The organism is Salmonella sp. A1325, from assembly GCF_056991255.1.
Genome location: NZ_JAMLWO010000003.1, coordinates 163,942 through 183,563, shown reverse-complemented (window position 1 = coordinate 183,563; position 19,622 = coordinate 163,942). Strand labels below are relative to the sequence as shown.

The window sequence follows — 19,622 nt, the reverse complement described above, 5'->3', positions numbered from 1 at the left end:
ACCAAATCGGACATTACGACGAATTTACCTGCGTTGACCACTTCCCCTCGCCGTTAGCGGTGTTATGATGGCGGGAATTTTTACCTATCACGTTTTAAGCGTCATTGAGAGCCTGAATATGTTAAAAAAACTTCTCTTTCCGTTAGTCGCTCTGTTTATGCTGGCAGGATGCGCCACACCGCCGACAACCATTGACGTCGCGCCGAAGATCACCTTGCCACAGCAGGACCCGAGCCTGATGGGCGTCACCGTTAGCATTACCGGCGCGGACCAGCGCCAGGATCAGGCGTTAGCGAAAGTCACGCGTAACAACCAGCTGGTAACGTTAACCGCCTCCCGCGATTTACGCTTCCTGTTACAAGAAGTCCTGGAAAAACAGATGACGGCGCGGGGCTATATGATCGGGCCTAACGGCGCGGTTAATCTGCAGATAATTGTTAACCAACTGTATGCTGATGTTTCTCAGGGCAGCGTGCGCTACAACATCGCGACCAAAGCGGATATCGCGATTATTGCGACCGCGGCAAATGGCAACAAGATGACCAAAAACTATCGCGCCAACTACTCTATTGAAGGGGCATTCCAGGCCTCTAACCAGAATATTGCCGACGCGGTGAACAGTGTTCTGACCGATACTATCGCTGATATGTCTCAGGACACCAGTATTCACGATTTTATCAAGCAAAATGCCCGTTAATAGCAACAACAAGACCCGGCAAAAGCCGGGTCTGTAGATGCCTATGTCAAGTCAATATTTACGTATTTTCCAGCAACCGCGTTCAGCCATTCTGCTGATATTGGGTTTTGCCTCTGGCCTCCCGCTGGCGCTCACCTCCGGTACGCTACAGGCGTGGATGACCGTCGAGAATATCGATCTTAAAACGATTGGCTTCTTCTCGCTGGTTGGTCAGGCCTATGTGTTTAAGTTTCTCTGGTCCCCGCTGATGGACCGCTACACGCCGCCTTTTTTAGGTCGTCGTCGCGGTTGGTTACTCGCCACCCAACTGTTGTTACTGGTGGCGATTGCGGCGATGGGCTTTCTTGAACCCGGCACGCAGCTACGCTGGATGGCGGCGCTGGCGGTGGTGATTGCTTTTTGCTCCGCCTCGCAGGATATCGTGTTCGACGCCTGGAAAACCGATGTTTTACCCGCAGAAGAACGCGGCGCTGGCGCGGCAATCAGCGTGCTTGGCTACCGGTTGGGGATGCTGGTTTCCGGCGGACTGGCGCTATGGCTGGCCGATCGCTGGCTCGGCTGGCAGGGCATGTACTGGCTGATGGCGGCATTGCTGATCCCCTGCATTATCGCCACCTTACTGGCGCCGGAACCGACCGATAGTATCCCGTCCCCGAAATCGCTGGAACAGGCCGTCGTCGCGCCACTACGCGATTTCTTTGGCCGTAATAACGCCTGGCTGATTTTACTGCTCATTGTGCTTTATAAACTGGGTGACGCCTTCGCCATGAGCCTGACCACCACCTTTTTGATTCGCGGCGTCGGCTTTGACGCCGGCGAAGTCGGCGTGGTCAATAAAACGCTGGGTCTGTTGGCGACAATCGTCGGCGCGTTATACGGCGGCATATTAATGCAGCGTCTTTCGCTGTTTCGCGCGCTGCTGATTTTCGGCATTTTGCAAGGCGCGTCCAACGCCGGTTACTGGTTGCTCTCCATTACCGATAAAAACATGTTCAGCATGGGCGCGGCGGTCTTTTTCGAAAATCTGTGCGGCGGGATGGGTACTGCCGCCTTTGTCGCCTTATTAATGACGCTATGTAATAAGTCGTTTTCCGCAACACAGTTTGCCCTACTGTCGGCCCTCTCCGCAGTAGGCCGCGTTTATGTTGGTCCCGTAGCGGGCTGGTTCGTTGAAGCACACGGCTGGCCGACATTCTACCTCTTCTCGGTTGTCGCCGCCGTTCCCGGGCTGTTACTGTTGCTGGTCTGTCGGCAAACGCTGGAATATAGCTGGCAGAGCGAGCGTTTCATTCCCCGCACGCAATACCGTGGCGCCTACAATTTCGCGCTTTCAATCCTGCTCGCGGGCGTCGCTTTGCTGGCGGTCTGGGTACTCCTGCTGACCATGAACGCGGTGGATTACACTAACTTCTCATTCCTGTCCGGATTGCTTGAGACTGCGGTAGCGGTTGCCGTGTGCGGCATTGTCTTTGGCGGGTTACTGGATTACCTGGCGCTACGAAAAACACGCCTGCTCTAAAACATTATTTGCCGTTGTAATAACGACCCGGAATTATAACGGCTAAATAACCATCAATTGATAAAAAATATATTTGTCTTTTTGTGCGCAACAGAATTTTGGAAATTATTGGTAATTTCTACGCTACCTATTTTCTTTACACGATTCAGCCGATTAAATTTAAATTCCCGCCGTTGATTGTCCTTTTATTGATAATAAATTGTTAAGTAATTGTTTTATTTTTACATTGGTTATACCAATTATCCCTCAACATCCCACTTACAGACCTCATCCGTTATAACGCAAAGTTTCAACAGTGTCTTAAAGTTATTTCGACATACTTGGCAACATATGTGACATGCGCGGCAGAACTTGGTAACACAGAACCAATCATGTTTACAGTAATGTAACCTTACCGTAAAATGCCCCTACACTTTAAACGCCACCAGGTCCCGTGGAATTGAGGTCGTTAAATGAGACTCAGGAAATACAATAAAAGTTTGGGATGGTTGTCATTAATTGCAGGCACTGCATTACTCAGTGGCTGTAATTCTGCGCTGCTGGATCCCAAAGGACAGATTGGACTGGAGCAACGTTCGCTGATACTGACGGCATTTGGCCTGATGTTGATCGTCGTTATTCCCGCCATCTTGATGGCTGTTGGTTTCGCCTGGAAGTATCGTGCGAGTAATAAGGATGCGAAGTATAGCCCGAACTGGTCACACTCCAATAAAGTGGAAGCCGTGGTCTGGACGGTGCCTATCTTGATCATCATTTTCCTTGCCGTACTGACCTGGAAAACCACGCACGCGCTTGAACCAAGCAAGCCGCTGGCGCATGACGAAAAACCGATCACCATCGAAGTGGTTTCCATGGACTGGAAATGGTTCTTCATCTATCCGGAGCAGGGTATCGCCACCGTCAACGAGATCGCCTTCCCGGCGAACACGCCGGTTTATTTCAAAGTGACCTCCAACTCCGTGATGAACTCCTTCTTTATCCCGCGTCTGGGTAGCCAGATTTATGCCATGGCCGGTATGCAAACACGTTTGCATCTGATCGCCAACGAACCCGGAACCTACGATGGCATCTCCGCCAGCTATAGCGGCCCGGGCTTCTCTGGTATGAAGTTTAAAGCTATCGCCACCAAAGACCGCGCAGAATTCGACCAATGGGTCGCAAAAGCGAAGCAGTCTCCGAACACCATGAATGATATGGCGGCGTTCGAGAAAGTGGCTATGCCAAGCGAGTACAACAAGGTGGAATATTTCTCCAGCGTGAAACCAGATTTGTTCAAGGACGTTATTAACAAATTCATGGACCACGGTAAGAGCATGGACATGACCCAACCTGAAGGTGGGCACAGCTCGCATGAAGGAATGGAAGGTATGGACATGAGCCACGCGGAATCCGCCAACTCCAAGGGTTGAGGAAGATAAGATGTTCGGAAAATTATCACTGGATGCAGTACCGTTCCATGAACCTATCGTCATGGTAACGATCGCTGCAATTATCGTCGGGGGACTGGCGATACTGGCAGCGATTACTTACTTCGGTAAGTGGACCTACCTATGGAAAGAGTGGTTAACGTCGGTTGACCATAAACGCCTCGGCATCATGTATATCATCGTCGCAATTGTGATGCTGTTACGTGGTTTCGCCGATGCCATCATGATGCGTAGCCAGCAGGCGCTTGCCTCCGCAGGCGAAGCGGGTTTTCTACCGCCGCACCACTACGATCAGATCTTTACCGCTCACGGCGTAATCATGATCTTCTTCGTGGCGATGCCCTTCGTTATCGGTCTGATGAACCTGGTGGTTCCGCTGCAGATCGGCGCGCGCGACGTTGCGTTCCCTTTCCTGAACAACCTGAGCTTCTGGTTCACCGTTGTCGGCGTTATCCTGGTTAACCTCTCGCTGGGCGTGGGTGAATTCGCTCAGACCGGCTGGCTGGCTTATCCGCCGCTATCGGGAATAGAGTACAGTCCCAGCGTCGGGGTCGATTACTGGATATGGGCGTTACAACTCTCGGGTATTGGTACGACGTTAACCGGTATCAACTTCTTCGTGACGATCCTGAAGATGCGTGCGCCGGGTATGACAATGTTCAAGATGCCGGTCTTTACCTGGGCCTCTTTGTGCGCCAACGTACTGATCATCGCCTCTTTCCCGATTCTGACGGTTACCGTCGCGTTGCTGACCCTGGATCGCTATCTGGGCACCCATTTCTTTACCAACGATATGGGCGGCAACATGATGATGTACATCAACCTGATTTGGGCCTGGGGCCATCCGGAAGTGTACATTCTGATTCTGCCGGTCTTCGGGGTATTCTCCGAAATCGCAGCGACCTTCTCGCGTAAACGTCTGTTCGGCTATACCTCGCTGGTTTGGGCGACCGTCTGTATTACCGTACTGTCGTTTATCGTTTGGCTGCACCACTTCTTCACGATGGGTGCGGGCGCGAACGTTAACGCCTTCTTCGGTATCACCACCATGATTATCGCCATCCCGACCGGGGTGAAGATCTTCAACTGGTTGTTCACCATGTATCAGGGCCGTATCGTCTTCCATTCCGCAATGATGTGGACCATCGGCTTTATCGTGACCTTCTCGGTCGGCGGTATGACCGGCGTGCTGCTGGCGGTACCGGGCGCGGACTTCGTCCTGCACAACAGTCTGTTCCTGATTGCGCACTTCCATAACGTGATCATCGGCGGCGTGGTGTTTGGCTGCTTCGCGGGTATGACCTACTGGTGGCCGAAGGCGTTTGGCTTCAAGCTGAACGAAACCTGGGGTAAACGCGCCTTCTGGTTCTGGATTATCGGTTTCTTTGTAGCCTTTATGCCGCTGTACGTACTGGGCTTCATGGGCATGACCCGTCGCCTCAGCCAGCAAATTGATCCGCAGTTCCATACGATGCTGATGGTTGCCGCCGCCGGTGCCGCGCTGATTGCGCTGGGTATCCTGTGCCAACTGATTCAGATCTTCGTTTCTATTCGCGACCGCGATCAGAACCGCGATCTGACCGGCGACCCATGGGGTGGCCGTACGCTGGAGTGGTCAACCTCGTCTCCGCCGCCGTTCTATAACTTTGCCGTTGTGCCGCACGTTCACGAACGTGACGCCTTCTGGGAAATGAAAGAAAAAGGCGAAGCGTACCAACAGCCTGGACAGTATGAAGAGATTCATATGCCGAAAAATAGTGGTGCCGGTATTGTTATCGCCGCCTTCGCGACGGTATTTGGCTTCGCCATGATCTGGCATATCTGGTGGCTGGCGATAGTGGGTTTCGCAGGCATGATCATCAGCTGGATTGTAAAAAGCTTTGATGAAGATGTGGATTACTACGTGCCGGTCCCGGAAGTCGAAAAACTGGAAAACCAGCATTTCGATGAGATTACTAAGGCAGGGCTGAAAAATGGCAACTGATACTTTAACGCACGCGACTGCCCACGCGCACGAACACGGGCACCATGACGCAGGCCAGAACAAAATCTTCGGATTTTGGGTCTACCTGATGAGCGACTGCATTCTGTTCTCTATTCTGTTTGCTACCTATGCCGTTCTGGTGAACGGCACCGCTGGCGGCCCGACAGGTAAGGACATTTTCGAACTGCCGTTCGTTCTGGTTGAAACCTTCCTGCTGTTATTTAGCTCCATTACCTACGGCATGGCGGCGATCGCCATGCACAAGAACAACAAGAGCCAGGTTATCTCCTGGCTGGCGTTGACCTTCTTGTTTGGCGCCGGATTCATCGGGATGGAACTCTATGAATTCCATCACCTGATTGTTAACGGTATGGGCCCGGATCGCAGCGGCTTCCTGTCTGCGTTCTTCGCGCTGGTCGGCACGCACGGTCTGCACGTCACTTCCGGTTTGATCTGGATGGCGGTGCTGATGGTGCAAGTTGCCCGTCGCGGTCTGACCAGCACTAACCGTACCCGCATCATGTGCCTGAGCCTGTTCTGGCACTTCCTGGATGTGATTTGGATTTGCGTATTCACTGTTGTTTATCTGATGGGGGCGATGTAATGAGTCATTCTACCGAGAGCGGCGGCGCATCCCACGGCAGCGTAAAAACGTACATGACCGGCTTTATCCTGTCGGTCATCCTGACGGTTATTCCATTCTGGATGGTGATGACCGGCGCTGCCTCTCCGGCCGTTATTCTGGGATCTATCCTGGCAATGGCAGTGGTGCAGATTTTGGTGCATCTGGTGTGTTTCCTGCACATGAACACCAAATCTGATGAAGGCTGGAACATGACGGCCTTCATCTTTACCGTGCTGATCATCGCCATCCTGGTTGTGGGCTCCATCTGGATTATGTGGAACCTCAACTACAACATGATGATGCACTAAGAGCGGCGAGTATGATGTTTAAGCAATACCTGCAAGTAACGAAACCAGGCATCATCTTTGGCAACCTGATCTCGGTGATCGGGGGATTTCTGCTGGCCTCAAAGGGCAGCATTGACTATCCCCTGTTCATTTATACGCTGGTCGGGGTGTCACTGGTTGTGGCGTCGGGTTGTGTATTTAACAACTACATCGACAGGGATATCGACAGGAAGATGGAAAGGACCAAGAATCGGGTGCTGGTCAAAGGCCTGATTTCTCCTGGCGTCTCGCTGGTATACGCCACCCTGCTGGGTATTGCTGGCTTTATGCTGCTGTGGTTTGGCGCCAATCCTCTGGCCTGCTGGCTGGGAGTGATGGGCTTCGTGGTCTATGTTGGCGTGTACAGCTTGTACATGAAGCGTCACTCCGTCTACGGAACGCTGATTGGTTCTCTCTCCGGCGCAGCGCCGCCGGTGATTGGCTACTGTGCCGTAACGGGCGACTTTGACAGCGGCGCGGCGATCCTGTTGGCTATTTTCAGCCTCTGGCAGATGCCGCACTCTTACGCCATCGCCATTTTCCGCTTTAAGGACTATCAGGCGGCCAATATCCCGGTTCTGCCGGTGGTAAAAGGAATCTCAGTCGCTAAAAACCACATCACGCTGTACATCATTGCGTTTGCCGTTGCAACGCTAATGCTAACGTTGGGCGGTTATGCCGGTTACAAATACCTGGTGGTCGCCGCGGCGGTCAGCGTTTGGTGGCTCGGCATGGCGCTACGCGGTTACAAAGTGGAAGATGATAAGGTCTGGGCGCGCAAGCTGTTCGGCTTCTCTATCATTGCGATTACCGCGCTGAGTATCATGATGTCCGTTGATTTTATGGTGCCGAATTCGCAGAATCTGCTGACTTACGTCTGGTAAGTTCATCGTCACCTCTTCTATGCCGGATGGCGGCTTATGCCTTATCCGGCCTACAAAAGCACGTTACCTGTAGGCCGGATAAGCGACGTGAGTATCGCCATCCGGCATTTTTCGTCTCTCGTGGCCTACCCTCACCACCACAACATTTGTTAATAAAGCGCATATTTACCCAACCAACCTGGCGCTTTACACTAGGTGCGAATTTCATACAGAGGTGGCAATGAACGATTATAAAATGACGCCAGGGGAGCTGCGTGCCACATGGGGTTTAGGGACCGTCTTTTCGTTGCGTATGCTGGGCATGTTTATGGTTCTACCAGTACTGACCACATACGGTATGGCGCTACAGGGCGCCAGCGAAGCATTAATCGGCATTGCGATCGGCATTTACGGGCTGGCGCAGGCTATCTTTCAAATTCCCTTTGGGCTGCTGTCCGACCGCATTGGCCGTAAACCGCTGATTGTCGGCGGACTGGTGGTATTTGTCGCGGGTAGCGTCATTGCCGCGCTCTCCCACTCAATCTGGGGCATTATTCTGGGGCGAGCACTACAGGGGTCCGGCGCTATTGCCGCCGCCGTCATGGCGCTCCTGTCTGATCTCACCCGAGAGCAAAACCGTACCAAAGCGATGGCGTTTATCGGCGTCAGCTTTGGTATCACCTTCGCGATTGCAATGGTATTAGGGCCGATCGTTACCCATAGTCTGGGATTGAACGCGTTGTTCTGGATGATCGCCGCCCTCGCCACCCTGGGCATTATTTTGACGATCTGGGTGGTTCCCAACAGTACCAACCATGTGCTGAATCGCGAATCCGGGATGGTCAAAGGCAGCTTCAGTAAAGTGCTGGCGGAGCCGAGGCTGCTCAAGCTCAATTTCGGCATTATGTGTCTACATATTTTATTGATGTCCACCTTTGTCGCCCTGCCCGGCCAGCTTGCCGATGCCGGTTTCCCTGCCGCCGAACACTGGAAGGTGTATCTGGCAACCATGGTGATCGCCTTTGCCGCCGTCGTGCCTTTTATTATCTATGCTGAAGTCAAACGGCGGATGAAGCAGGTATTCCTGTTCTGCGTGGGGCTCATTGTCGTCGCAGAAATCGTGTTGTGGGGAGCGGGCCAGCATTTCTGGGAGCTGGTGATTGGCGTACAACTCTTTTTCCTCGCCTTTAATCTGATGGAGGCGCTGCTGCCTTCGCTTATTAGCAAAGAGTCGCCCGCGGGGTATAAAGGAACGGCGATGGGCGTCTATTCTACCAGCCAGTTTCTTGGCGTGGCGCTTGGCGGCTCGCTGGGCGGCTGGATAGACGGCACGTTTGATGGGCAAACCGTTTTCCTTGCCGGGGCCGTACTGGCGATGGTATGGCTGGCGGTGGCAAGTACCATGAAAGAGCCGCCCTATGTCAGCAGCCTGCGCGTGGAAATTCCTGCGGATATTGTTGCTGACGACAGGCTAAAACAGCGACTGTTGGCAATGAAAGGCGTAAGCGAAGCGCTGATCGTGGCGGAAGAGCATTCCGCTTACGTCAAAATCGACAGCAAAGTGACCAATCGCTTTGAAGTTGAACAGCTTATCAGCAAAGGATGAATGCTGTATTGCCGGATGGCGGCAAGGCTCTATCCGGCATAACAACTTAATCGCGGAAGTTTTTGAACTGGAACGGCTGGCCCAAATCGCCGCCGCGAACCAGCGCCATTACCGATTGCAGATCGTCACGTGATTTGCCCGTCACGCGAATCTCTTCCCCCTGAATTTGCGCCTGCACCTTCAGTTTGCTGTCTTTAATCAGCTTGACGATTTTCTTCTGCACGGCGCTTTCAATGCCCTGCTTCAGCTTCGCTTCCACATACCAGGTTTTACCGCTATGCACGAACTCGTCCGGTACATCCAGCGAAGCGCCTTCAATACCGCGTTTAAGCAGCTTGGCGCGCAGAATATCGAGCAACTGATTGACCTGGAAATCGGACTCGCTCAGCACCTTGATGGTTTTATTGGCATCGTTCAGTTCAATAGTCGCCTCTACGCCACGAAAGTCAAAACGAGACTCAACCTCGCGAACCGCGTTATCCACGCCGTTACGCGCTTCCTGCAGATCAACTTCAGAAACAATATCGAAAGATGGCATCTTTTCTTCTCCCTTCATTTTCGTTGCGTTGCATAATACCTGCAACGAGGCTTAACGAGAAGCTTAGCTGATGACGCTATAATTAGCGCCATAACACCTGGCGCTGTTGCAGGTGAGGAGGAACAATGAAAATTACTGTACTGGGATGCGGAGCCTTAGGACAACTTTGGCTTTCGGCACTGTGCAAACACGGACATGACGTACAGGGCTGGCTACGGGTGCCACAACCTTATTGCAGCGTAAATCTGATCGATACCGATGGTTCCTTTTTCAACGAATCACTGACGGCAAACGATCCGGATTTTTTGGCGAAGAGCGAACTGTTGTTAGTCACGCTGAAAGCGTGGCAGGTTTCCGACGCAGTACGAACCCTGGCGTCAACCCTACCGGTGACATCGCCTATCCTGCTCATTCATAATGGAATGGGAACCATAGAAGAGCTGCAAAATATCCAACAGCCGATGTTGATGGGGACTATCACCCATGCTGCGCGCCGCGACGGTAATATCATTATTCATGTCGCTAACGGTACTACGCATATTGGCCCGGCGCGCGAGCAAGACGGCGATTACAGTTATCTCGCCGATATCCTGCAGGGGGTACTGCCCGATGTCGCCTGGCATAACAATATCCGCGCAGAGATGTGGCGCAAACTGGCGGTCAACTGTGTTATCAACCCGCTCACCGCGCTTTGGAACTGCCCGAACGGCGAGCTGCGCCATCATACTGATGAAATCAACGCGATTTGCGAAGAGGTCGCCGCCGTGATTGAACGTGAAGGCTACCACACATCGGCAGACGATTTACGCTATTATGTTGAGCAAGTGATTGACAGTACGGCAGAAAACATCTCATCCATGTTGCAGGACGTGCGTGCCATGCGCCATACCGAAATTGACTACATTACCGGTTATTTACTCAAGCGCGCCCGCGTGCACGGTCTCGCCGTTCCGGAAAATAGCCGCCTGTTTGAAATGGTAAAGCGAAAGGAGAGTGAGTATGAGCGCTCAGGCACTGGTATGCCTCGCCCCTGGTAGTGAAGAGACCGAAGCGGTCACCACTATCGATCTGCTGGTTCGCGGCGGAATCCACGTCACTACCGCCAGCGTCGCCAGCGATGGCAACCTGACGATTGTCTGCTCGCGCGGTGTAAAGCTACTGGCGGATGCGCCGCTGGTTGAAGTTGCCGACGGCGATTATGACATCATCGTGTTGCCCGGCGGAATTAAAGGCGCCGAGTGCTTTCGCGACAGCCCGCTGCTGGTCGAAACCGTAAAACAGTTTCACCGCTCCGGGCGCATTGTCGCAGCCATTTGCGCCGCAGCCGCCACAGTGCTCGTGCCGCACGATATCTTCCCTATCGGCAATATGACCGGTTTTCCGGCGCTGAAAGATAAGATCCCCGCCGAACAGTGGCAGGATAAGCGTGTGGTGTGGGATGCGCGGGTAAAATTATTAACCAGCCAGGGACCGGGTACCGCTATCGATTTTGGCTTGAAAATCATCGACCTGTTGGCTGGTCGTGAAAAAGCGCATGAAGTGGCTTCGCAACTGGTGATGGCGGCGGGGATTTATAACTACTACGAATAAGAATGATTGCCGGATGGCGGCGTAAACACCTTATCCGGCCTACAAAACGGTACAGTCTGTAGGCCGAATAAGCGGCAGCGCCATCCGGCAGTTATTTTACGGGCGTTCGCCCTGCGCCAGACGCGCATTAATATGCGCAATCACCCCAGGTAAATCCGCCAGTGAATCCACCACGTAATGCGCCCCGGCGGCGTACAGCTTGCTGGCCGCGTGCTCGCGGCGGACCGCAACGTCCTCTTTCGACATAGTCTGATAGGCGTCCCATGTTGCGCCGAATTCGTTACCCGATACCGCCAGCCCCACCGTCCACATACCCGCGTTAAGCCCCTCGCTAATGCCCGGCGCGGCATCATCTACCTTCACACAGTGCGCGACCGCATCAATGCCCAGCGCAATTACGTTTTGCAGCGCCATCCACGGCCCCGGGCGACCACCCGCGGCCAGGTCGTCCGTTGCCACCCAATGATCCGGACGATAACCATGCTCAGCGGCGGCGGGGACCAGGCGCTCCATCACCGCTCGTGGGTAACCGGAGCAGGAGCCTATCTTAATGCCCTCGGCTCTTAGCGCCGCGATCGTGTCGATAACTCCGGCAATAGGAGAAGAAAAATCGACAACTTTAGCAATCTGTAACGGCATGAAGGCGGCATAGATGGCATCAATATCTGCTGCACTCATGGAGCGGCCAAACTTTGCCTGCCAGCGCGCGTCAACAGCAGGTAATTTTCCCAGCGCTTCAATGTGTTGCCATTTACCCAGCCCCATTGGCACGCGTGCTTCGGCGAGGGTGATCTCCACATCAAATGCCTGACGGAACGCCTCGACGAAAATTTGCGTCGGCGCGAAGGAGCCAAAATCGACGGTGGTGCCCGCCCAGTCGAGAATAACAGCGTGAATACGGTTCATCATGGTTCCTTATTTCGTCCAGTACATGGCGGTACGAATGGCGGTCAGCAGGGCAGTGATATCGGCGGCATATACTTCGCCAATGTTGCCGATGCGAAAGCAGTCGCTTTGCGACACTTTGCCTGGATAGATAACAAAGCCCTGCTCTTTGAGGCGGCGATAAAATTCGCTAAAGCGATACTGCGGGTCTTCCGGTGAATAAAAGGCGGTGATAATGGGCGAATGAAGTTCGTCATCCAGCAGCGTGTTAAAGCCCAGCGCCCGCATTCCGGCCACCAGGCTGCGCTGATTTTGCTGATAGCGTTGATGACGTGCCGCCACGCCACCTTCTTCCGCCAGCTCTTTCAACGCCTGGGCAAACGCCAGGACGGTATGAGTGGGCGAAGTAAAACGCCATTTGCCGTGGTTATCCTCCATGCAGCGCCACTGGGCGTAGAGATCTAACGACAGCGAGCGGGAACGCCCTTTGCACGCGGCCAGTTTTTGCTCGCGGGCAATCACGAAGGCAAAACCCGGCACGCCCTGAATGCATTTATTAGCGGAGCTGATCAGATAGTCGATGTGTAATGTTGCAATATCCATGGGGATGCCGCCGAAGCTGCTCATGGCGTCAACGATGTAGGTTTTGCCATAGCGATGCGCCAGAGCGCCCACCTCATCAATGGGGTTGAGCATCCCGGTGGTCGTTTCGCTATGCACCATGGCGATATGGCTGATCGTCGGGTCGGCGTTGAGGATCGCGTCGATCGCCTGCACGTCCGGGCGCGCAACTTCGCCGCAGTCGTAAGCGTGATGGGCGATACCCATAAGGCCGGCCATCTCGACCATTCGTGCGCCGTATGCACCGTTGCTGACGATCAGCACCTTATCCTGCGGCCCCAATGCGCTGCCCAGTACGGCTTCCACAGCATAGCTGCCGCTGCCTTGCAGCAGTACGGAGGTGTAGCCTTCGGAGGCCGTTGCCAGTGCGGTCAGCTGCTGGCGGATCTGTTCCACCACGCCGATATTGTAATCATCATCCCAGGTACAGCTATCGAACAACATCGCTTCTTTCACGGTACGAGAGGTGGTGAGCGGGCCAGGAGTCAGCAGCAGATAGTTACGCGAAGTCATGTTATTTACCTTTGGTCTATACCAGATTGCATTTATCATGACGATCTTTGCCGCGACGGGTCAAAGAGAAAATCGCGCTGCAACAAAAAATTCATCTCTGCTTGTATAATGGCGGCAGGCAAAACGGAAGCGAGTAAACATGAAATCTATCCCGGGCGATATCCCGCAGTACCTGTTGATCAAGGCGCAGCTTCAGGCGCGTATTCAGAGCGGTGCGTTGAAAAGCGGTGATAAACTGCCGTCTGAACGCGAACTGTGCGCGATCTTCAACACCACGCGCATTACTATTCGCGAAAGCCTGGCGCAGCTGGAGTCCAGTGGGCTTATCTGGCGCGCCGATCGTCGCGGTTGGTTCGTTACGCCGGAACGCCTGTGGCTGGATCCGACCCAGAACACCAACTTCCATAAGCTTTGCCGCGAGCAGGGGCGGGAGCCAAAAACCGCGCTACTGAGCGGCGTGTTAACCACCGTGCCTGTCGAGGTCATGAAGCCCCTCCAGCTCCAGCCGTTTGATCAAATCTATCTGCTGACCCGTCTGCGTTACGCCGATGGCCGCGCCGTGTGCTACTGCGAAAACCATTGTTTGCCCGCCCGCGTGCCTGAGCTGCTGCAGTACGATCTCAACGGCAGCCTGACCGAGATATACGAGTCGCACTACAACCTCATCTATACCAGCATGCATCTGTCGTTCTACCCCACCGCCATGCCTGCGCAGGCCGCACAGGCGCTGGGAGTTATGGAAGGGCGCCCGGCGCTGTTGCTGCGCCGTCTGAACTACGATCAACACGGGCGAGTGCTGGATCTGGATATCGAATACTGGCGTCACGACAGCCTGCGCATTGAGGTAGATACCCACTAGCGGGTGCGCCGGATGTTGGCTGCGGGCCTTATCCGGCCTACCAATCGTATCGTCTCACGGCTATCCGGATAAGCGCAGCATCATCCGGCGTGGACTGATTTATTTCTCTTTCATCGTTTTGTCATATAAGCCGTTTAGCGTAAAAAGCAAACCTGGTATAGGCCAGAAAATGCAACGTACGCTATGAGGCTATTACGATGAAACTTTCCCGACTTGCTCTGCTGTCTGTCTTCGCTCTCGCCAGCGCCCCGTCATGGGCGGAATCAGTGGTCACGGTGTACTCCATCGACGGGCTGCACGATGGCGATAACAGCTGGTACCAGGTGCAGTTTGACGCATTCACTAAAGCGACCGGCATTACCGTACGCTATGTTGAAGGCGGTGGTGGCGTGGTAGTGGAACGTCTGGCAAAAGAGCGTACGAATCCGCAAGCCGACGTGCTGGTAACCGCGCCGCCATTCATCCAGCGCGCCGCCGCCGAAAAGCTGCTGGCGAACTTTAACACCGACGCCGCATCGGCTATCCCCGATGCCAACAACCTTTATTCGCCGCTGGTAAAGAATTATCTGAGCTTTATCTACAACAGCAAGCTGCTGAAAACTGCCCCGGCGAGCTGGCAGGATCTGCTTGACGGTAAATTCAAAAATAAACTCCAGTATTCCACGCCAGGCCAGGCCGCTGACGGCACGGCGGTAATGCTGCAGGCTTTCCACAGCTTCGGCAGTAAAGATGCCGGTTTTGCGTATCTCGGCAAGCTGCAGGCCAATAACGTCGGGCCATCTGCCTCTACCGGCAAGCTAACCGCGCTGGTTAATAAAGGTGAAATCTACGTCGCTAACGGCGACCTGCAAATGAACCTCGCGCAGATGGAACGTAACCCGAACGTGAAAATCTTCTGGCCGGCCAACGACAAAGGCGAGCGCAGCGCGCTGGCCATCCCTTATGCCATTGGCCTGGTCCAGGGGGCGCCGCAGAGTGAAAATGGTAAAAAGCTGATTAACTTCTTGCTGAGTAAAGAAGCGCAGACTCGCGTCAGCGAACTCTCCTGGGGAATGCCGGTACGCAGCGACGTGACGCCGAGCGACGAACATTACAAGGCCGCCACTGCCGCGTTAGAAGGCGTGCAGAGCTGGCAGCCAAATTGGGATGACGTAGCCGTTTCGCTGTCGGCAGATATTAGCCGTTGGCACAAAGTGACCGAAAGCGAGTAAGCCTGATGCTGATGAAAACGACCGCCGTTCACGCCCCTGCATCGCAGGGGACATCGGGGATAGTCCTCGACTCGCTGCGCGTTGCGTATCACGGCAACGTGGTGCTTAAACCGCTCTCTTTGACGATTGAACCTGGCGAAGTGCTGGCGCTGATTGGCCCATCAGGATCTGGAAAAACGACGGTGCTGCGTGCGGTTGCGGGCTTTGTGCAACCTGCAGGCGGTCGTATTCTGATTGGCGATACGGACGTCACCCATCTGCCACCCTATAAACGCGGGTTGGCGATGGTGGTGCAGAACTACGCCTTGTTCCCGCATCTGAAAGTGGAAGACAACGTCGCTTTTGGCCTGCGTGCGCAGAAGCAGCCAAAGGCGCTAATTAATGAGCGTGTAACGCAGGCGCTGAAAACGGTTGGCATGAGTGATTACGCCGCCCGTTATCCGCATCAACTTTCCGGCGGCCAGCAGCAACGCGTGGCCATCGCCCGCGCGATTGCCGTGCGCCCGCGCGTGCTGTTGCTGGATGAACCACTGTCAGCGCTGGACGCACAGATTCGTCATAATATGGTGGAAGAAATCGCCCGTCTTCACCGTGAGCTGCCGGAACTCACTATTCTCTACGTCACCCACGATCAAACGGAAGCGCTCACCCTGGCCGATAAAATCGGCATTATGAAGGATGGTTCGCTGATTGCTCACGGCGAAACCCGCGCGCTATATCAGCATCCGCCCAATCGTTTTGCCGCCGAATTCTTAGGCCGCGCCAATATTCTCTCCGCCATCGCGCTGGGGATAACGGAGGCTCCGGGGCTGGTGGACGTCAGCTGCGGCGGTGCGGTGATTCGCGCGTTCAGCCGGGGCAGCCACCACGGTTACAACAAACTGCTGTGCATTCGTCCTCAGCACCTCAGCCTGACGCCGCGTTCGGCCTACAGCAACCGCTTCAACGCCACACTGCAATCGGTGCACTGGCAGGGCGATTTAACCCATCTGTTGTGTGACGTTGCTGGCGAAACGGTGCGGATGGTGTTGACGCATGTCAATCCGCTGCCGCGCGTGGGCGACAAGCTGGCGCTGTGGTTCGAACCGGATGATGCGGTCCTGATTGAGGTATAACCATGTCACTCATTTTACCTCTGGAAAAACCGGCGCTTAACCTACGCCCGCTGCTGTGGCTGCTGCTCCCGTTGCTGGTGCTGGCGACGCTGTTTTTCTGGCCCCTGTCGCTCATCGTTGAACAGGCGCTACGCGGTGCCAATGGCGAGATCGGGCTCGAGACCTTCCGCCAGGTGGTCGACTCGAAACGCTTTGTCGGCGCGTTGCTGAACACGTTGCAAATCGCCTTTTTCGCCACCGCCGGTTGCCTGCTGCTGGGCAGTGTGATGTCGCTGATTCTGGTGTTTATTCCTTTCCCCGGCAGCGAGTTGATTGGTCGGGTCGTCGATACTTTTATTGCGCTGCCGACCTTCCTGATTACGCTGGCGTTCACCTTTATTTATGGGTCAGCGGGTCTGCTCAACGGTACGCTGATGAGCCTGTTTGCCTTTGAGCTACCGCCGGTAGATTTTCTCTACTCGATGCAGGGCGTCATTCTGGCGGAGATCACGGTGTTCACTCCGCTGGTGATGCGGCCACTGATGGCCGCGCTGCGGCAAATTGATAAAAGCCAGCTAGAGGCAGCCAGCATTCTGGGGGCGCACCCGTTACGGGTGATTGGGCAGGTGATTTTCCCGGCGGCGCTACCGGCGCTGATGGCTGGTGGCAGCCTGTGCCTGCTGTTGACCACTAACGAGTTTGGCATCGTACTGTTTATTGGCGCGAAAGGAGTTAACACCCTGCCGATGATGGTTTACAGCAAAGCGATTCTGGAGTCTGACTATACTGTCGCCTGCATGATTGCGTTGATTAACATTGTCTTGTCGCTGGGGCTGTTCTCCCTCTATCGCCTGGCGGCATCACGTACCGGCGTAAGGAGCTAGCCATGCTAATTTGGTCACCTAAAGGACGCGCAGCGGCGGGCGTTGTGGCTAGCGCACTGTTTATCGTGTTCTTTTTCCTGCCGCTGGCGGTGATTCTGATGTCCAGCCTTAGCCAGCAGTGGAACGGTATTCTGCCGAGTGGCTTCACGCTGAACCACTTTGTTAACGCTCTGCACGGTGCGGCATGGGATGCCCTACTTGCCAGCCTCACGATTGGCTTTTGCGCCAGCCTGTTTGCGCTGCTTTGCGGCGTTTGGGCGGCGCTGGCGCTGCGTCAATATGGGGTGAAAACGCAGAAATGGTTAAGTATGGTGTTCTATCTGCCGAGTGCGATTCCGTCAGTGTCCATGGGCCTGGGCATTCTGGTTGCTTTCAGCCAGGGGCCATTGCAAATGAACGGCACCCTATGGATTGTGCTGACAGCGCACTTTGTGCTGATTTCCGCCTTTACCTTCAGTAACGTGTCGACCGGACTGGCGCGAATTTCCGCCGATATTGAAAACGTCGCGTCGAGTCTGGGGGCATCGCCCTGGTATCGTCTGCGTCACGTGACGTTGCCGTTATTGATGCCGTGGATGATGTCAGCGCTGGCGCTGAGTTTATCGCTCTCCATGGGGGAGTTGGGCGCGACGATGATGATTTATCCGCCGGGCTGGACGACGCTGCCGGTGGCTATCTTTAGCCTGACCGACCGTGGAAATATCGCCGACGGCGCGGCGCTGACCATTGTGCTGGTGGCCATTACGCTGCTGCTGATGATGAAGCTGGAGCGCATTGCAAAACGGTTGGGGCAGAAATAAAACGATAGGCCGGGTAGGACATAGCCGCCACCCGGCAAAGGAATTACGGGCGATACACCTTCACATTGGCAAACCCCTGCTCGCGTAGATAGAGCGCCTGCAGGCGACTCATTACGCCGCGTTCGCACCATAGCAGCCAGGTTTTGCTCTGATCGAGGTCGCCAAATTTAGTGCTCAGCTTGTAGAAAGGCAGCGAAACGACGTCGACGCCTTCCACTTTCAGCGGCTTGTCATCCTGCTCATCGACAGAACGGATATCCAGAATCACATCGTTGGCGCCAAAACCGCTCACGGTTTCTACTTCCACCACCTCCTGCTGGGTCTGCTGGGCGATTTCACGAATATCGACGTTGTTCGCTTCTTCTACCACCTTATCGAGAATACTGAAGTCGAAATTTTCTTCTTCGGCTTCAATTTTCGCTTTAATGGCTTTCACCGTCGGACTTTTTGAAATCACGCCACAGTATTCCGGCATGGTACGGGCAAAATCTTCCGTACCAATCTGGCGCGCCAGGTTGATAATGTGCTCTTTATCGTAAGAGATCAGCGGGCGCAGGATCAGCGTGTCAGACACGTTATCGATCAAGCGCAAGTTGGTTAGCGTCTGGCTGGACACCTGGCCCAGCGCTTCGCCGGTCACCAGCGCCTGTACGCCGTAACGTTCCGCCACTTTCGACGCCGCGCGTACCATCATACGTTTGAGCACCACGCCCATCTGGCCGTCGTCAACTTTCTCCAGAATCTCGCCGACCACCGGTTCGAAGTTAATCGCTACAAAACGCACGCGATGGGAGCTGCCAAAGCGGTTCCACAGGTAATGCGCCACCTGGCGAACGCCGATTTCATGCGCCGCGCCGCCGAGGTTAAAGAAGCAGTAGTGTACGCGGCAGCCGCGACGCATCAGCATATAGCTGGAGACGCCGGAGTCAAAACCGCCGGAGATCAGCGACAGCACGTCTTCCTGGGTGCCAATCGGGAAACCGCCAATACCTTCATAACGCCCTTTGATCAGCAGCAGGCGATCATCTTCCACTTCCAGATGCACCGTCACATCCGGGTTAGTGAGCTTCACGCGCGCCGATTCAATATGCTGATTTAATCCGCCGCCAACATAGCGCTCCACTTCAATGGAGCTAAACTCATGCTTACCGCGACGTTTTACGCGCACGCAGAAGGTTTTGCCTTCAAGCTGCTCGCGATACTGCGCCAACGCTTTCTCGAAAATGTCGTGCATATCGGTGAACGGCACATCTTCGACTTCAAGAATATGGTGAATCCCCGGAATGCGGGTCAGCGCGTCGCGAATCGCCAGACGCTGGTTTTCATCTTTGGCGCGAACTTCAATGTTATCCCAGTGACGGACAACCGCGAGGGTCTCATCGTAGTGCTTTAAAACGTTACGGATGTTCCCGGTTAAAATTTTTATAAAGCGCAAACGCACAGATTGGCTTTTGATAGTGATTTCCGGGAACAATTTAATGATAAACTTCATGGCGGCAATGGTTCTTTAGCAAGCTATCTAAGGCTTGTCGTGGAGAAATAGTACAGCAGCCCATACCTACGGCTGCATCCAGGCGCGG

At 54.4% G+C, this 19,622-nt stretch carries 19 protein-coding genes and 1 pseudogene; 15 read left to right on the top strand and 5 right to left on the bottom strand.

From position 1 onward, the window contains the following. The first annotated feature begins 118 nt into the window (after nt 1–118). From NAZ64_RS07835 to NAZ64_RS07800, 8 genes are all read left to right on the top strand, one after another. A complete protein-coding gene (locus NAZ64_RS07835) occupies nt 119–697 on the top strand; it encodes a lipoprotein (protein WP_001539323.1) in 579 nt (192 codons plus the stop codon). A gap of 43 nt (nt 698–740) precedes the next feature. Then, entirely contained in the window at nt 741–2,216 is a 1,476-nt protein-coding gene (ampG, locus tag NAZ64_RS07830; RefSeq protein WP_220569375.1) for a muropeptide MFS transporter AmpG, read from the top strand. Between the two features lie 452 nt (nt 2,217–2,668). Further along, nucleotides 2,669–3,625 (top strand): cytochrome o ubiquinol oxidase subunit II, encoded by a 957-nt coding sequence (gene cyoA / locus NAZ64_RS07825; RefSeq protein ID WP_023219736.1) that lies wholly within the window; start codon nt 2,669–2,671, stop codon nt 3,623–3,625. Nucleotides 3,626–3,635: 10 nt separating this feature from the next. Next, nucleotides 3,636–5,627 (top strand): cytochrome o ubiquinol oxidase subunit I, encoded by a 1,992-nt coding sequence (gene cyoB, locus NAZ64_RS07820; protein ID WP_000467158.1) that lies wholly within the window; start codon nt 3,636–3,638, stop codon nt 5,625–5,627. Further along, nucleotides 5,617–6,231: a cytochrome o ubiquinol oxidase subunit III gene (locus NAZ64_RS07815; RefSeq protein ID WP_000179833.1), complete on the top strand. Its 615-nt coding sequence runs from the start codon at nt 5,617–5,619 to the stop codon at nt 6,229–6,231. Before cyoB ends, NAZ64_RS07815 begins: the two co-directional genes overlap by 11 nt. Beyond that, on the top strand, nt 6,231–6,560 hold the full coding sequence (locus NAZ64_RS07810; RefSeq protein ID WP_000019878.1) for a cytochrome o ubiquinol oxidase subunit IV: 330 nt from the start codon (nt 6,231–6,233) through the stop codon (nt 6,558–6,560). Before NAZ64_RS07815 ends, NAZ64_RS07810 begins: the two co-directional genes overlap by 1 nt. Before the next feature lie 11 nt (nt 6,561–6,571). Next, nucleotides 6,572–7,462 (top strand): heme o synthase, encoded by an 891-nt coding sequence (cyoE, locus tag NAZ64_RS07805; protein ID WP_000971352.1) that lies wholly within the window; start codon nt 6,572–6,574, stop codon nt 7,460–7,462. Between the two features lie 220 nt (nt 7,463–7,682). Further along, complete coding sequence (locus NAZ64_RS07800) at nt 7,683–9,047, top strand: MFS transporter (RefSeq protein WP_108638322.1); 1,365 nt, start codon at nt 7,683–7,685, stop codon at nt 9,045–9,047. Nucleotides 9,048–9,093: 46 nt separating this feature from the next. On the opposite strand, the gene NAZ64_RS07795 is transcribed toward NAZ64_RS07800, so the two are convergent. Beyond that, nucleotides 9,094–9,585, bottom strand: coding sequence for a YajQ family cyclic di-GMP-binding protein (locus NAZ64_RS07795; RefSeq protein ID WP_001138913.1), 492 nt, complete (start codon nt 9,583–9,585; stop codon nt 9,094–9,096). A 125-nt stretch (nt 9,586–9,710) separates the two neighbouring features. Between NAZ64_RS07795 and panE the strand changes: the two genes are divergently transcribed. Continuing rightward, complete coding sequence (panE, locus tag NAZ64_RS07790) at nt 9,711–10,622, top strand: 2-dehydropantoate 2-reductase (RefSeq protein ID WP_000705816.1); 912 nt, start codon at nt 9,711–9,713, stop codon at nt 10,620–10,622. After that, complete coding sequence (yajL, locus tag NAZ64_RS07785) at nt 10,585–11,175, top strand: protein deglycase YajL (RefSeq protein WP_001275807.1); 591 nt, start codon at nt 10,585–10,587, stop codon at nt 11,173–11,175. The genes panE and yajL overlap by 38 nt, the downstream gene beginning before the upstream one ends. 8 nt (nt 11,176–11,183) lie before the next feature. On the opposite strand, the pseudogene NAZ64_RS07780 reads toward yajL, so the two are convergent. From NAZ64_RS07780 to phnW, 3 genes and pseudogenes are all read right to left on the bottom strand, one after another. After that, nucleotides 11,184–11,266 (bottom strand): annotated as a pseudogene (locus tag NAZ64_RS07780) (hypothetical protein); the annotation flags it as partial. A gap of 5 nt (nt 11,267–11,271) precedes the next feature. After that, a complete protein-coding gene (phnX, locus tag NAZ64_RS07775) occupies nt 11,272–12,081 on the bottom strand; it encodes a phosphonoacetaldehyde hydrolase (protein ID WP_001530701.1) in 810 nt (269 codons plus the stop codon). A gap of 9 nt (nt 12,082–12,090) precedes the next feature. Further along, on the bottom strand, nt 12,091–13,194 hold the full coding sequence (gene phnW / locus NAZ64_RS07770; RefSeq protein ID WP_023219739.1) for a 2-aminoethylphosphonate--pyruvate transaminase: 1,104 nt from the start codon (nt 13,192–13,194) through the stop codon (nt 12,091–12,093). A gap of 139 nt (nt 13,195–13,333) precedes the next feature. Here phnW and phnR point away from each other — a divergent pair, with 139 nt between their 5' ends. The 5 genes from phnR (at nt 13,334) to phnV (ending at nt 18,042) form a co-directional block, all read left to right on the top strand. After that, complete coding sequence (phnR, locus tag NAZ64_RS07765) at nt 13,334–14,053, top strand: phosphonate utilization transcriptional regulator PhnR (protein WP_220569377.1); 720 nt, start codon at nt 13,334–13,336, stop codon at nt 14,051–14,053. Between the two features lie 197 nt (nt 14,054–14,250). Continuing rightward, nucleotides 14,251–15,264, top strand: a complete 1,014-nt coding sequence (phnS, locus tag NAZ64_RS07760) for a 2-aminoethylphosphonate ABC transporter substrate-binding protein (protein ID WP_001658872.1) — start codon at nt 14,251–14,253, stop codon at nt 15,262–15,264. A gap of 5 nt (nt 15,265–15,269) precedes the next feature. Next, nucleotides 15,270–16,379, top strand: a complete 1,110-nt coding sequence (gene phnT / locus NAZ64_RS07755; protein WP_000928787.1) for a 2-aminoethylphosphonate ABC transport system ATP-binding subunit PhnT — start codon at nt 15,270–15,272, stop codon at nt 16,377–16,379. Nucleotides 16,380–16,381: 2 nt separating this feature from the next. After that, on the top strand, nt 16,382–17,242 hold the full coding sequence (gene phnU / locus NAZ64_RS07750) for a 2-aminoethylphosphonate ABC transporter permease subunit (RefSeq protein WP_000052716.1): 861 nt from the start codon (nt 16,382–16,384) through the stop codon (nt 17,240–17,242). A gap of 2 nt (nt 17,243–17,244) precedes the next feature. Further along, entirely contained in the window at nt 17,245–18,042 is a 798-nt protein-coding gene (gene phnV, locus NAZ64_RS07745) for a 2-aminoethylphosphonate ABC transport system, membrane component PhnV (RefSeq protein WP_220569378.1), read from the top strand. Nucleotides 18,043–18,085: 43 nt separating this feature from the next. On the opposite strand, the gene thiI is transcribed toward phnV, so the two are convergent. Continuing rightward, entirely contained in the window at nt 18,086–19,534 is a 1,449-nt protein-coding gene (gene thiI / locus NAZ64_RS07740; protein WP_000668648.1) for a tRNA uracil 4-sulfurtransferase ThiI, read from the bottom strand. Nucleotides 19,535–19,622 lie beyond the last annotated feature (88 nt).

What these genes read in the sequence shown, in the direction of transcription:
- cyoA (WP_023219736.1), top strand. Translation starts at nt 2,669, where the DNA reads ATGAGACTCAGGAAATACAATAAAAGTTTGGGATGGTTGTCATTAATT.
- NAZ64_RS07835 (WP_001539323.1), top strand. Translation starts at nt 119, where the DNA reads ATGTTAAAAAAACTTCTCTTTCCGTTAGTCGCTCTGTTTATGCTGGCA.
- cyoB (WP_000467158.1), top strand. Translation starts at nt 3,636, where the DNA reads ATGTTCGGAAAATTATCACTGGATGCAGTACCGTTCCATGAACCTATC.
- phnT (WP_000928787.1), top strand. Translation starts at nt 15,270, where the DNA reads ATGCTGATGAAAACGACCGCCGTTCACGCCCCTGCATCGCAGGGGACA.
- phnV (WP_220569378.1), top strand. Translation starts at nt 17,245, where the DNA reads ATGCTAATTTGGTCACCTAAAGGACGCGCAGCGGCGGGCGTTGTGGCT.
- phnU (WP_000052716.1), top strand. Translation starts at nt 16,382, where the DNA reads ATGTCACTCATTTTACCTCTGGAAAAACCGGCGCTTAACCTACGCCCG.
- phnW (WP_023219739.1), bottom strand. Translation starts at nt 13,194, where the DNA reads ATGACTTCGCGTAACTATCTGCTGCTGACTCCTGGCCCGCTCACCACC.
- panE (WP_000705816.1), top strand. Translation starts at nt 9,711, where the DNA reads ATGAAAATTACTGTACTGGGATGCGGAGCCTTAGGACAACTTTGGCTT.
- cyoE (WP_000971352.1), top strand. Translation starts at nt 6,572, where the DNA reads ATGATGTTTAAGCAATACCTGCAAGTAACGAAACCAGGCATCATCTTT.
- NAZ64_RS07800 (WP_108638322.1), top strand. Translation starts at nt 7,683, where the DNA reads ATGAACGATTATAAAATGACGCCAGGGGAGCTGCGTGCCACATGGGGT.
- thiI (WP_000668648.1), bottom strand. Translation starts at nt 19,534, where the DNA reads ATGAAGTTTATCATTAAATTGTTCCCGGAAATCACTATCAAAAGCCAA.
- NAZ64_RS07810 (WP_000019878.1), top strand. Translation starts at nt 6,231, where the DNA reads ATGAGTCATTCTACCGAGAGCGGCGGCGCATCCCACGGCAGCGTAAAA.
- phnS (WP_001658872.1), top strand. Translation starts at nt 14,251, where the DNA reads ATGAAACTTTCCCGACTTGCTCTGCTGTCTGTCTTCGCTCTCGCCAGC.
- phnR (WP_220569377.1), top strand. Translation starts at nt 13,334, where the DNA reads ATGAAATCTATCCCGGGCGATATCCCGCAGTACCTGTTGATCAAGGCG.
- NAZ64_RS07815 (WP_000179833.1), top strand. Translation starts at nt 5,617, where the DNA reads ATGGCAACTGATACTTTAACGCACGCGACTGCCCACGCGCACGAACAC.
- yajL (WP_001275807.1), top strand. Translation starts at nt 10,585, where the DNA reads ATGAGCGCTCAGGCACTGGTATGCCTCGCCCCTGGTAGTGAAGAGACC.
- phnX (WP_001530701.1), bottom strand. Translation starts at nt 12,081, where the DNA reads ATGAACCGTATTCACGCTGTTATTCTCGACTGGGCGGGCACCACCGTC.
- NAZ64_RS07795 (WP_001138913.1), bottom strand. Translation starts at nt 9,585, where the DNA reads ATGCCATCTTTCGATATTGTTTCTGAAGTTGATCTGCAGGAAGCGCGT.
- ampG (WP_220569375.1), top strand. Translation starts at nt 741, where the DNA reads ATGTCAAGTCAATATTTACGTATTTTCCAGCAACCGCGTTCAGCCATT.